The organism is Neisseria sp. HMSC066H01 (assembly GCF_001837375.1).
GTDB lineage: Bacteria > Pseudomonadota > Gammaproteobacteria > Burkholderiales > Neisseriaceae > Neisseria.
Genome location: NZ_KV832193.1, coordinates 1 through 13387, shown reverse-complemented (window position 1 = coordinate 13387; position 13387 = coordinate 1). Strand labels below are relative to the sequence as shown.

The 13387-nt window shown below is 49.0% G+C and carries 11 protein-coding genes; 1 reads left to right on the top strand and 10 read right to left on the bottom strand.

The genetic code is table 11. From position 1 onward, the window contains the following. Positions 1-82: 82 nt before the first annotated feature. Positions 83-1282: a cell division protein FtsZ gene (ftsZ, locus tag HMPREF2551_RS02475; RefSeq protein WP_070836989.1), complete on the top strand. Its 1200-nt coding sequence runs from the start codon at positions 83-85 to the stop codon at positions 1280-1282. 121 nt (positions 1283-1403) lie between these two features. Here the strand turns inward: ftsZ and ispH are convergent, their stop codons facing one another. From ispH to HMPREF2551_RS02425, 10 genes are all read right to left on the bottom strand, one after another. Further along, complete coding sequence (ispH, locus tag HMPREF2551_RS02470; RefSeq protein ID WP_003748306.1) at positions 1404-2372, bottom strand: 4-hydroxy-3-methylbut-2-enyl diphosphate reductase; 969 nt, start codon at positions 2370-2372, stop codon at positions 1404-1406. 13 nt (positions 2373-2385) lie between these two features. Continuing rightward, a complete protein-coding gene (gene lspA / locus HMPREF2551_RS02465; RefSeq protein ID WP_049331903.1) occupies positions 2386-2892 on the bottom strand; it encodes a signal peptidase II in 507 nt (168 codons plus the stop codon). Between the two features lie 148 nt (positions 2893-3040). After that, complete coding sequence (gene glyQ, locus HMPREF2551_RS02460) at positions 3041-3940, bottom strand: glycine--tRNA ligase subunit alpha (protein ID WP_003685919.1); 900 nt, start codon at positions 3938-3940, stop codon at positions 3041-3043. Positions 3941-4021: 81 nt separating this feature from the next. Continuing rightward, a complete protein-coding gene (gene yacG / locus HMPREF2551_RS02455) occupies positions 4022-4204 on the bottom strand; it encodes a DNA gyrase inhibitor YacG (RefSeq protein ID WP_003682475.1) in 183 nt (60 codons plus the stop codon). Then, positions 4201-4821, bottom strand: coding sequence for a dephospho-CoA kinase (gene coaE / locus HMPREF2551_RS02450; protein ID WP_070836988.1), 621 nt, complete (start codon positions 4819-4821; stop codon positions 4201-4203). Before coaE ends, yacG begins: the two co-directional genes overlap by 4 nt. Continuing rightward, on the bottom strand, positions 4821-5708 hold the full coding sequence (locus HMPREF2551_RS02445) for a prepilin peptidase (RefSeq protein WP_070836987.1): 888 nt from the start codon (positions 5706-5708) through the stop codon (positions 4821-4823). Before HMPREF2551_RS02445 ends, coaE begins: the two co-directional genes overlap by 1 nt. A gap of 1 nt (position 5709) precedes the next feature. After that, positions 5710-6951, bottom strand: coding sequence for a type II secretion system F family protein (locus HMPREF2551_RS02440; RefSeq protein ID WP_070836986.1), 1242 nt, complete (start codon positions 6949-6951; stop codon positions 5710-5712). A gap of 78 nt (positions 6952-7029) precedes the next feature. Next, on the bottom strand, positions 7030-8709 hold the full coding sequence (gene pilB, locus HMPREF2551_RS02435) for a type IV-A pilus assembly ATPase PilB (RefSeq protein WP_070836985.1): 1680 nt from the start codon (positions 8707-8709) through the stop codon (positions 7030-7032). Positions 8710-9112: 403 nt separating this feature from the next. After that, entirely contained in the window at positions 9113-12328 is a 3216-nt protein-coding gene (carB, locus tag HMPREF2551_RS02430) for a carbamoyl-phosphate synthase large subunit (RefSeq protein ID WP_070836984.1), read from the bottom strand. A 25-nt stretch (positions 12329-12353) separates the two neighbouring features. Continuing rightward, complete coding sequence (locus HMPREF2551_RS02425) at positions 12354-13106, bottom strand: LEM-3-like GIY-YIG domain-containing protein (protein WP_049344526.1); 753 nt, start codon at positions 13104-13106, stop codon at positions 12354-12356. Positions 13107-13387: the final 281 nt, after the last annotated feature.

The following is a 13387-nucleotide window of genomic DNA, read 5'->3' as shown; positions in this document are numbered from 1 at the left end:
TATCAGGATACTTCTTATATAATACGGATAATTAAGTTATTTTTGAACCGTCCTTATAAAGCGGGGCGCGGAGGATTATTGAATGGAATTTGTTTACGACGTAGCAGAATCAGCAACAAGCCCTGCTGTTATTAAAGTTATCGGTTTGGGTGGCGGCGGCTGTAATGCCATCAACAACATGGTTGCCAACACTATTCATGGTGTTGAGTTCATCAGTGCTAATACCGATGCGCAATCATTGGCTAAAAACAATGCGGCTAAACGCATTCAATTGGGCACAAACCTGACTCGCGGTTTGGGCGCCGGTGCAAATCCTGAAATCGGCCGAGCCGCTGCTCAAGAAGATCGCGAAGCCATCGAAGATGCCATCCGCGGTGCAAACATGCTGTTCATCACTACCGGTATGGGTGGCGGTACAGGTACCGGTTCTGCTCCTGTTGTGGCTGAAATCGCTAAAGAAATGGGTATTCTGACCGTTGCGGTTGTAACCCGTCCGTTTGCTTACGAAGGCAAACGCGTACACATTGCTCAAGCAGGTTTGGATCAGCTCAAAGAGCGCGTTGACTCCCTGATTATTATCCCGAACGACAAATTGATGACTGCCTTGGGCGAAGACGTGACCATGCGTGAAGCTTTCCGTGCGGCCGACAATGTATTGCGTGACGCGGTTGCCGGTATTTCCGAAGTGGTGACTTGCCCGAGCGACATGATCAACTTGGACTTCGCCGACGTGAAAACCGTGATGAGCAATCGCGGCATCGCCATGATGGGTTCAGGTTTTGCGCAAGGTATCGACCGTGCCCGTTTGGCTACTGATCAAGCTATCTCCAGCCCGCTCTTGGATAATGTTACTTTGGATGGTGCACGCGGTGTATTGGTAAACATTACCACTGCTCCTGGTTGCCTGAAAATGTCTGAGTTCAACGAGATTATGCGCATCGTCAACCAAAATGCACACCCTGAAGTGGAATGCAAATTTGGTGCTGCCGAAGATGAGAGCATGAGCGAAGACGCTATCCGTATTACCATTATTGCTACCGGCTTGAAAGAAAACGGTACTGACAACCAACTGCGTGCTGCTGCCCGTACCCAACAATTGGTACGCGGTGCGGAAGAAGCGCCTCAAGCTCAAAGCCAAAGCAGTGCTGAAGGCCTGGTTCGTACCAACCGAAATATCCGTTCTATGAATCTGACTGCGGCTGATTTCAGCAACCAGTCTGTACTGGATGACTTTGAAATTCCGGCAATCTTGCGCCGTCAGCAACACACTCCTGAGAAATAATCAGGATAAAGTATGAAAAGACCTGCCTTTAAGGCAGGTCTTTTTTATTGGTAAAATAAACTCAAGGCCGTCTGAAAATTTTCAGACGGCCTTGAGTTTTCAAATAAAGCAAATAACAAGCCTACCCTTTATTGAGAATTTGCTTGTTTTCGCCCTCGCGGCGCAATTCTTTAGGCAAGACAAATACAATGCTTTCTTCTGCGCCTTCTCCTTCACGTATGGTCTCATGTCCCCAGTCTTGAATGGTTTGTAAGACTTCTCGAACCAAGACTTCAGGCGCAGATGCGCCGGCAGTTACACCAACCTTGGTTTTGTTTTCAAACCATTCTTTTTTTAGATAGGAAGCATTATCGACCATATAGGCATCAACTCCGCGCAATGCGGCTACTTCACGCAAGCGGTTGCTATTGGAAGAATTGGGCGAGCCGACAACAATCACGAGATCGCATTCTTCCGCCAATTCTTTAACGGCAGTTTGGCGGTTGGTTGTGGCGTAGCAGATGTCTTCTTTGTGCGGATTGCGGATATTGGGGAAGCGTTGATTCAAAGCTGCAATGATGTCTTTGGTTTCGTCCACCGATAAAGTGGTTTGGCTGACGTAGGCAAGCTTGTCAGGATTTTTGACGTTCAGCCCGGCCACATCTTCCACTGTCTCGACCAAAAACATTTTACCCGGAGGCAATTGTCCCATCGTTCCTTCTACTTCGACGTGGCCTTTGTGGCCGATCATAATGATTTCGTAATCTTGGGCATCGAGGCGGGCTACTTCTTTGTGGACTTTGGTTACCAAAGGGCAAGTGGCATCAAAAACGCGGAAACCGCGTTGTGCCGCTTCTTCCTGTACGGCTTTGGATACGCCGTGAGCCGAGTAAATCAGCGTGGCACCCCTTGGGACATCCGCCAAGTCATCGACAAAGACGGCACCTTTTGCCCGTAGATTGTCCACGACGAATTTGTTGTGAACGACCTCATGGCGGACGTAAATAGGCGCGCCGAACTCTTCGAGTGCACGTTCAACAATGCTGATGGCGCGGTCAACGCCGGCACAGAAGCCGCGGGGATTAGCAAGGATAATGGTTTTTTGAGTCATGTGTGTTCCGTTTTCAGACGGCCTTTGTGTCGTTTGAAGGTGTTTTTTTGTGCAGCAAACCATCTAATACCAAGCAAACCGCGCCAACGCAGATAAAGCTGTCGGCAATGTTAAATGCTGGATAGAACCAGTTTTGCCAATAGAAAAGCAGAAAATCGACAACGTGGCCGTGAATCAGACGGTCAACTACATTGCCAATCGCGCCGCCGATAATCATGGCTGCCCCCAGTTTGCCCCAGCGTCCAAACTCATCGCGCCAGATGGCACGGGCCAAATACAGGCTGATGACGACGGCCAGACCTAAAAAGAAGAATTTTTGCCAGCCGCCTTGGTCGGCCAAAAAGCTGAATGCCGCGCCTGGATTATAGGCAAGCGTCAGGTCAAAAAAGTCTGGAATGATATTGAGGCGTTCGCCTTCGGTAAAGTGTTTCAAGATTTCCCATTTGCTCAGTTGGTCAAGAATGATGGCAACGAGGGAAAGTAAGAAAAAGGGTGTTTTTGCAGAAGAGGATGAGCTCATGTTTTCAGACGGTTTATGTAATAAAGGGCTTATTTTACCTGAAAGCAGGCAGGAAGTGTTTGCGATGGCAACGACGTTAAGGCCATCTGAAAATCGAAACGCCGCCATTTGAATGTATCAAAGGGCGGCGTGACATGTATGTGAGGGCTTATTGGTTTTTAAGCAATGGGAAGCCCAGTTTTTCGCGGCTTTCAACGAATTTTTGAGCAACGATACGGCTCAGTGCACGAATGCGGCCGATGTAGGTTGCGCGTTCGGTAACGGAAATAGCACCGCGTGCATCCAAGAGGTTGAAGGTGTGGCCGGCTTTGAGTACAAGCTCGTAAGCAGGCAGGGCAAGACTGGTGTCTTCAACTGCAAGCAGGCGTTTGGCTTGTTCTTCGTAGTCGTTGAATTGGCGCAAGAGCCAATCGGCATCGCTGTATTCGAAGTTGTAGGTAGATTGTTCGACTTCGTTTTGATGATAAACGTCGCCGTAAGTGACGATGTTGCCATCAAGGGTTTTTGCCCAAACGAGGTCGTACACATTTTCCACGCCTTGCAAATACATGGCGAGACGCTCGATACCGTAGGTGATTTCACCAAGTACAGGGGAGCAGTCGATACCGCCGACTTGTTGGAAGTAGGTGAATTGGGTTACTTCCATGCCGTTGAGCCAAACTTCCCAACCCAAACCCCAAGCGCCGAGAGTAGGGTTTTCCCAGTCGTCTTCGACAAAGCGGATGTCGTGTACTTTAGGGTCGATACCCAATTCACGCAGGGAATCGAGGTATAGGTCTTGAATATTGGCCGGTGCAGGTTTGAGCGCAACTTGGAATTGATAGTAGTGTTGCAGGCGGTTGGGGTTGTCGCCATAGCGGCCGTCTTTGGGGCGGCGGCTGGGTTGAACGTAAGCGGCAAACCAAGGCTCCGGGCCTAAGGCGCGCAGACAGGTGGCTGGATGGGAAGTACCGGCACCGACTTCCATATCGAAAGGTTGGATAACGGTGCAGCCTTTGTCTGCCCAGTAGTTTTGTAATTTGAAAATAATTTGTTGGAAGGTGAGCATGGTGGATGGAATAGATTGGAATAAAGAGGGTATTTTACTGTTTTGAGCCTGTTTTGGATAGGCTGAAGGAAGCGGCGTAGGTTATTTGCCGTCCAATAGGTCTGAAAAAGGGTCGTCTTCTGAAGAAACGGTGTATTTTTCTTGTGCCCATTCGCCTAAATCAATGAGTTTGCACCGTTTGCTGCAGAAAGGGCGGTAGGGGCTATCGGTATTCCAAACGACTTCTTTGTGGCAGGTCGGACATTTTACAACAGGAGCGGTCATGCAGTTTCTTTCAGTGATTGTGCAATGGATTGATAGTATTGATGCAGGCGGAAAACCTTGATTTTTGCTTCTTCCAAGCTATGAGTATTGTTCAATACATCGTCAGCATGAAGTAGTCTGTCAGATCGGGAAGCTTGGGTAGCCATGATTTGGCGCGTCTGCTCTTCTGAAAAACCATTGCGTTGATATACGCGTTCGATTTGGACGGATTCTGGAACATCTACAACTAAAATGCGGTCGGTCTCCGCTTTAAATGCCGGATTCTCAATTAAAAGCGGGACATCGACAATGCCGTAGGCAGAGGAAGCAAGTTTTTGTTTCTGCTGTTGGATTTTGTTTAAGATTAATGGAAGAAGCAGGTTTTCCAGTTGTTTTTTGGATTGAGGCCGTCTGAAAACTTCTTCCCGTAAAGCCGTACGATTCAGACGGCCTTCGTTGTCAAAAACCTCATCGCCGAAAAGCTGACGGATGGCTGGAAGCGCTTCGCCGTTTTCAGCGGTCAGTGAGCGGCTGATGGCATCGGCATCGATAATGGGTACGCCAAGTTCGGCAAACATTTGGGCGACAGATGATTTGCCGCTGCCGATACCGCCGGTCAAGCCTATCCATAATGTCATTATCGGAATCCTGATTGTACGAGCCACCATTGTACCAATTGGGTAATAGGTGCATTGGCAACCAAAATAATCCATCCTGCCACAGCAAGGCTGGGACCAAAAGCAAAATATTGACCTTTACCGACGCGGGCAATGAGTGCGCACACCAGTCCGACCAAGGCAGCCATGAAGATTAGAACAGGCAAGATACCTACGCCCAGCCATGCCCCAAGCGCGGCCAAAAGTTTGAAGTCGCCATTGCCCATGCCGATTTTACCGGTCAGAAGTTTATAGACGGCGCATAAAGTATAAAGGCTCATATAGCCTGCGATTGCACCCCAAACGGCTGAATGCAGGGGCACGAATGTATCGTTCAGATTAAACAGCAGGCCGATCCAAATTAGGGGCTGAGTCAGGCTGTCGGGCAAATATTGCGTATCGGCATCGATAAAGGTCAGCGCAATCAATATGGCAGTCAGAATCAATCCGCCAATAGTTGCCCATGACCAGCCGTATTGCCACGCAACAATACCGAATAAGACACCTGTCAGCAGCTCAATCAACGGATAGCGTATGCTGATATGGGTTTTGCAGGTGTGGCATTTTCCACCTAGGAAAACATAGCTGAGGATGGGTATATTTTGCCAAATTCTGATCGGACTTTTGCATTTTGGGCAGTGTGAGTCTGGTTTACGCAGATTAAATGGCTGTTTTTCTTCGTCTGTCAGCTCGATGCCCAAATGCTCTTTGGAAAATTGTGTCCATTCACGCTCCATCATTATCGGCGTGCGATAAATGACGACGTTCAGAAAGCTACCAATCAGTAATCCTAAAATAACAGCTAAAGGAATGGCGAATGGTGAAAGAACGGAGAGGGCGTCGATGGCAGAGTAAATACTATCAAGCATATCAACCTACGACATTACCCAAGTTAAACAGCGGCAGATACATGGCAATCAGCAAAATACCGATGAGCGAACCCAATACCACCATGATGATAGGCTCCATCAAGTGAGACAATCGGGTGACGGAGTTGTCTACTTCATCTTCGTAGAATTCGGCTGCTTTGTTCAGCATATCATCCAAAGAGCCTGACTCTTCGCCGATGGCCGCCATTTGGATCACCATGTTGGGGAACATATCTGTACTTTGCATACTGGATGTCAGCGACAGACCTTGGGTTACCTTGGCGCGGATGTCTTGAGTGGCTTCTTCATAGAGAATATTGCCGGATGCGCCTGCAACTGAATCTAATACTTCCACCAAAGGAACGCCGGCTGCGAAGAGGGTAGAAGTCGTACGCGCCCAACGGGCAATGGTCGCTTTTCGGACGATGGCGCCAAAAACAGGCAGCCTCAAAATCAAAGCATCGATTCGTTTTTGGAAGGTGGGCGATTTCTCATGGAGTTTGTACAGGCCGAAGGCGGAAGCAATCAAAAGGATGATCATAATCCAGCCGTAATCGACGAATAAATCGGACAAGTTCATGACGAGTTGGGTAAGGCCTGGCAGCTCTGCACCCATATTGGCATAAACTTCTTTAAAGGCTGGCAGCACAAACATCATCATGATGAAGATAAGCGCGATGGCCACCACGATAATGGCAATCGGGTAGGTCAGCGCGGTTTTAACCTTTTTCTTAATGGCTTGGGTTTTTTCTTTATAAACAGCCAGTTTGTCCAATAGGCTTTCTAATACGCCGCCGGACTCGCCTGCGCTGACCAGGTTGCAATAGAAACGGTCGAAATATTTTGGATATTTGGAGAACGATTTGCCTAATGCGCTACCTTGTTCGACATCGGAGCGAACCTGCATCAGCATTTCGGTCATGCTCGGATTGGAGTGGCCGCGCGCAACGATTTCAAAAGCCTGCATCAGCGGTAAGCCTGCCTTCATCATCGTTGCCAGTTGGCGGGTGAATACTGTAATGTCTTCTTGGGTAATACGGCGTTTGCGTGCGGTTTTGACTTTGCTGATGCGCAAAGGGCGAATGCCTCTGCGTTGGAGTTTTTTGCGTGCTTCTTCTTCGTCTTTGGCAACTACTTCACCACGGACAAGACGTTCGGTCTCGGTATTTTTTCCTTCAAATGTAAAACGCTTGCCTTTGCTTCTTGAGCCGAACAGACTTCTTTTTTGCTCTGCTTGAGCCATGAGTTATCCCTTGTTAGTAAGAAATAAAGCGGACTGTTTCCCCGTGCCGCTTTATTTTAATTTTGAAAATATGGCAGTTTAGTCATTGGTATGGGCAGTCACTTCTTCCAACGAGGTCAGGCCTTGCATGACTTTCATGAGGCCGGCGCGACGCAAGTCTACCATGCCTTCCTGATAGGCCATGTTCATGATATCAACTTCTGTACCGTTGTTCATAATGACTTTTTGCATTTCATCGCTGACCGGCATGACTTCATAAATACCGACGCGGCCTTTAAAACCTTTGCCGCGGCAGCTGTCGCAGCCAACCGGGCGGTAGAGTTTCCAATCTTGAGCCAAGTCCGCATCGGTAAAGCCGGCTTTTTTCAATGCCGGAACCGGTGGGCGTTCAACTTCGCGTTTGCAGTTTGGACACAGTCTGCGCAACAGCCTTTGCGCCATAATCAGGCTGACCGAGCTGGCGATATTGAAAGGCGCTACGCCCATGTTCAAAAGGCGGGACAGCGTGGCCGGTGCATTATTGGTATGCAGGGTAGAGAAAACCATGTGGCCGGTTTGGGCGGCTTTAATGGCGATGTCGGCGGTTTCTAAGTCACGAATCTCACCGACCATAATAATATCAGGATCTTGACGCAAGAAGGATCGGAGTGCAGCGGCAAACGTCAGGCCTTGTTTTTCATTGACGTTGACTTGGTTGACGCCCGGCAGGTTAATCTCGGCCGGATCTTCTGCCGTCGAAATGTTCACATCTTCCGTGTTCAAAATACTCAGGCAGGTATAGAGCGAAACGGTTTTGCCCGAACCTGTCGGACCGGTAACCAATACCATGCCGTAAGGGCGGTTGATGGCCTCAAGCAGCATTTCTTTTTGGAAAGGCTCTAAGCCGAGCTGGTCGATATTGAGCGATGTACCATCGGAATTTAGGATACGCATCACCACTTTTTCGCCAAACAATGTCGGCAAAGTGCTGACACGGAAGTCAATCGGACGGCCGTGTTTATGGAAGGCAATTTGAATTCTGCCGTCTTGCGGAATACGTTTTTCGGAAATATCCAAACGCGCCATCACTTTGATACGCGATGCCAACTGGCCGCGCACGGCGACAGGCGGCTGTACGACTTCACGTAATTGTCCATCCACGCGGAAACGAACGCGCGCCATTTGCTCGTAGAATTCAAAGTGGATGTCCGATGCGCCCGCGTTTAGGGCATCGGATAAGGTTTTGTGGATGAAGCGGGGGATAGGGCCATCTTCAGCTTCTTCGTTATCGATATAAAGCAATTGCGATTGCTGCGTTGCTTCATGTTCGTCGTTGATTTCTTTCAGAATGGTGGTCGAACGTTGACCCAGCCATTCCAGCAATGAGCTGAGCTGGTCGTCTGGAACTACGACCAAGTCGACACTTAAACCTGAAGCAAAAGCGATTTTCTGGAAGTTTTGGATTTGGGTTGGATCGGATACGGCGAAATAAACCTTGCGTCCGCGTTTGAAAATCGGAATGCAACGGTTTTGCACCATTTGCTCTTCCGTCAGAATGTCGCTGACTACATTATTGCGCGGGTAGTAGTGCAAATCCAAAAGGGGATAGCTGAATACGCGCGCGACTAATTCTCCCAAAGCTTTAGGGGAGATGATGCCGTCTGAAAACAGGTTGGGCAGGATTTCTTTGCCCGATTGTAAAAGGCTGTTGTAATGTTCCGCTTGTTGATTTGAGATGGTCTGGCTCTGAACCAAAACACGCAATAATCCGACACTCATTTTATTTTCCGTTTCTTGTGCAGTTTTCCCTTTAATTTAGAGGAAAGCCGTATTATTTTATCATTATTATGATTAAAGCATATATTTAATTATGCAAATCTGCTTAAGTGGCAAAGACATGCTTTTGCTTTAATTGTATTTTTATTTCAAACGGCCATTATAAAGCAAGGAGAATAGGCGTTAAACTCGATATTTTTGGATTATGATGAAAAAACAACAATTTTGTCGTATGATTCCAATCAATAACGAAATTATATTTCATGTTGCTATTGCTTGTTTGTAGATGGCAGAAAAGGTTGTTTTGATAGACAGACGGTTGGAATTTGAAATATGAAAAGGCCGTCTGAAACTGAGCAATCAGGTTTCAGACGGCCTTTTAGCTATTTAAATCCGATAGGATTGATTAGGCTTTGTTTTTCAGACGGCCATGCAATTCCTGTACGCTGTATACGCCTAAGTGCTCGCGGCTTTTTGCGCCTTCGCTCATGGCTTCGCCGCCCGCGATGGTGGTGTATTGCGGTACGCGTTGGGTAAGGGAAGTGCGGCGGATGCTGTGGCTGTCGGTAACTGATTGTACTGTGCTGCCGACGGTGTTGACCACCAGTGCGATTTCGCCGTTTTTAATTGCGTCCACGATGTGTGGGCGACCTTCCTGCACTTTGTTGACCGCTTGCACGATGATGCCGTGTTCTTTCAAGTATTCGGCGGTACCGCGTGTGGCGCAGACACCGTAGCCGAGTGCTTGGAAGTTTTGTGCGGTTTTGACGATGAGCGGTTTGTCTTCGTCGCGTACGGCGAGGAACACTTTGCCGGTTGTGCTCAAGCGTTCGCCTGCACCGAGTTGGGCTTTGAAGTAAGCTTCGCCGAAGCTTGCGCCTACGCCCATGACTTCGCCGGTAGAGCGCATTTCAGGGCCGAGAATGGTGTCCACACCCGGGAATTTGATGAATGGGAACACGGCTTCTTTAACGGCATAGAAGTCTGGGATGACTTCTTTTTCTACGCCTTGCTCTTTCAGCGAAATGCCTGCCATCACGCGTGCGCCGACTTTGGCGAGCGGTACGCCGGTAGCTTTGGATACGAACGGTACGGTACGGCTGGCGCGTGGGTTCACTTCCAGTACGAAGACTACGCCGTCTTGTACGGCAAACTGTACGTTCATCAAGCCGACTACGCCCAGTGCGTATGCCATGGCTTTGGTTTGACGACGGATTTCATCTTGAATTTCTTCATCCAATGAGTATGGAGGCAATGAACAGCCGGAGTCGCCGGAGTGGATACCTGCTTGTTCGACGTGTTGCATGATGCCGCCGATCACGACGTCTTGGCCGTCTGAAACGCAGTCTACGTCCACTTCGATGGCGTTGTTCAAGAAGAAGTCGAGCAATACAGGGCTGTCTTCGGAAACTTGTACGGCTTCGCGCATGTATTTTTGCAACTCTTCGGCAGAGTGAACAATCTGCATGGCGCGGCCGCCGAGTACGTAAGAAGGACGGACAACCAACGGATAACCGATTTCTTCGGCTTTAACGAGGGCTTCTTCTTCGTTGTGGGCGATGCGGTTGGGCGGTTGACGCAGGCCTAAGTCGTTCAACACTTTTTGGAAACGTTCGCGGTCTTCGGCGGCGTCGATACTGTCGGCGGATGTGCCGATGATGTTTACGCCGTTTTCAACCAATGCGTTGGCGAGTTTGAGCGGGGTTTGACCACCGTAATGCACAATCACGCCCCACGGGTTTTCGGTGCGGACGATTTCCAACACGTCTTCCAGCGTCAGCGGCTCGAAATAGAGGCGGTCGCTGGTGTCGAAGTCGGTGGACACGGTTTCGGGGTTGCAGTTGACCATAATCGTTTCAAAGCCCGATTCGCGCAGGGCGAGCGCGGCGTGAACGCAGCAGTAGTCAAACTCGATGCCCTGACCGATGCGGTTCGGGCCGCCGCCGAGAATCATCACTTTTTTACGGTCGGAAGGACGCGCTTCGCATTCCTCTTCGTAAGTAGAGTAGAGATAGGCGGTTTCGGTGGCAAACTCGGCGGCGCAGGTGTCGACGCGTTTGTAAACCGGATGCAGGTTCAGCGCGTAGCGGTGTTCGCGGACTTCTTTTTCGCTTACGTTCAATAATTGTGCCAAACGCTTGTCAGAGAAGCCTTTGCGTTTCAGACGGCGTAAAGCGGCATAATCCAAGTCTTGTAATTGGCCGTCTGAAACTGATTTTTCTTCTTTCACCAAGTCTTCGATTTGTGCCAAGAACCAAGGATCGATGGCGCAGATTTCGTGGATTTTTTCCAGCGTGAAGCCTGCACGGAACGCATCGGCTACAAACAGCATACGCTCAGGGCCCGGGTTGGCCAGTTCGCGGCGGATTTCCGCTTTGTCTTCGCTGCGCGGATTGAAGCCGCACAAGCCGGTTTCCAAACCGCGCAAGGCTTTTTGGAAGCTTTCTTGAATGGTACGGCCCATCGCCATTACCTCGCCCACAGATTTCATCTGCGTGGTCAAGCGGTCGTCTGCGGCAGGGAATTTTTCAAATGCGAAACGCGGGATTTTGGTTACCACATAGTCGATGGAAGGCTCGAACGATGCAGGCGTGCGGCCGCCGGTAATGTCGTTGCGCAACTCGTCCAGCGTAAAGCCGACCGCCAGTTTGGCTGCTACTTTGGCAATCGGGAAGCCGGTTGCTTTAGAGGCCAACGCAGAAGAACGGCTCACGCGCGGGTTCATCTCAATCACAATCATCTCGCCGTTTTCAGGGTTCACCGCAAATTGCACGTTCGAGCCACCCGTGTCCACGCCGATTTCGCGCAATACCGCCAACGAAGCGTTGCGCATGATTTGGTATTCCTTGTCCGTCAGCGTTTGCGCCGGCGCAACCGTAATCGAGTCGCCCGTATGCACGCCCATCGGGTCGAAGTTTTCAATCGAGCAAATGATGATGCAGTTGTCGGCCTTATCGCGTACCACTTCCATCTCGTACTCTTTCCAGCCGAGAACGGACTGCTCAATCAGCAACTCATGCGTAGGCGACGCATCAAAACCGCGTTCGCAAATCGCCAAAAACTCATCTTTGTTATAGGCAATGCCGCCGCCCGAACCGCCCATGGTGAAAGACGGACGAATCAGGGTAGGGAAGCCGACCTGTTCTTGCGCCGCCAAAGCTTCGTTCATTGTGTGGCAGACAAAAGATTTCGGGCAAGACAAGCCGATTTTTTCCATCGCTTCTTTAAAGCGGCCGCGGTCTTCCGCCTTGTCAATCGCGTCTTCGGTCGCACCGATTAATTCGACATTGTATTTCGCCAACACGCCGTTGCGCGCCAAATCCAGCGCACAGTTCAGCGCGGTCTGGCCGCCCATCGTGGGCAGAATCGCGTCAGGCCGCTCTTTGGCAATAATTTTTTCCACCGTCTGCCACATAATCGGCTCGATGTAGGTAACATCCGCCATTTCAGGGTCGGTCATGATTGTGGCGGGGTTAGAATTCACCAGAATGACTTTATAGCCTTCTTCACGCAAGGCTTTGCAGGCCTGTGCGCCCGAATAGTCAAATTCGCAGGCTTGACCGATAACGATAGGGCCGGCGCCGATGATAAGGATGGATTTTAGGTCGGTACGTTTGGGCATGGTGTTTTACCTTAGAGATTTCAGGTTATTTAAAACTATATTTAACGGGATTGCTGGCACCCCGTTTACGATATTCTTCAGGCAGCCTTTTACGTTGGTATTTTTGGCGGACTTCATCATTTTTAGAAAGTGATTCGCCGTGAAAACCAAAACGTCCTACTATGGTTTCATTAAGCTCAGGAAAATTTTCCTTAGTAGCTGGCAGCCATTCATGCGCTTGTAAAACATCCACAATTAAGCCTTTTTCAACCGCCAAGATGTAATGCGCACGTTTTGCCCGCTCAACATCAAGCCGCCAGGCTAGGCGAACAGCATCATAAGCCGATTTTTCTTTATCTAAAGAACGATTAATATTAATAATCAATAGATTATGATCGCTGTCAAATTGTGCAACAGGTGCATCGTATTTATCTTGTATTTCAGATACATGCATCGAACCAAATTCACTATTGCCATGTCCGCTTTGTTCATTTGATAGCCCCGGATAGGCATCTATTAAAGCAGCTTCTACTTCAAAAGCGGTTTTCTCATTCATGCCATGTCGATGAATGACATGGATAACTTCCAATTTGGCTTTTTGGATAGCGCGAATCCTACTATATTTTAAATTCAGTTCATCTTCGCCATCTTCCGCTATTTTCAAACATTGTTTCAAATGTTCAAAAACCCGGTTGTCTTTGCCTTTGCCTACATAAAAAGTTTCACCATTTCTTGGGTCAATTAAGCGGTAAACGTAATATGCAAGGGCTTTGCAAACTTCAGATGAAAACTTGTCCATATTCTTTTTTCCTCAAATGTATTTAGATAGCAAGCTATTAGCTTGTATGCAGGGTGCGTGCGATACGCACGCGTTCTCCATTTTCCCTGCACTTTAACCCATCGCGTGCGTGCCTTGCGGTACATATTAAAGGCCGTCTGAAAAAACGCTCGCGGGGTTTGTTCCATCTGCCTTGCGATAAAAAACTACCTGAAAAATTCCTGCTATTGATATTTTGGCCACTTTTTTCAGACGACCGTTTGCGTTTTTATTTTGCACAGGCCGTCTGAAAACTTCCTTAA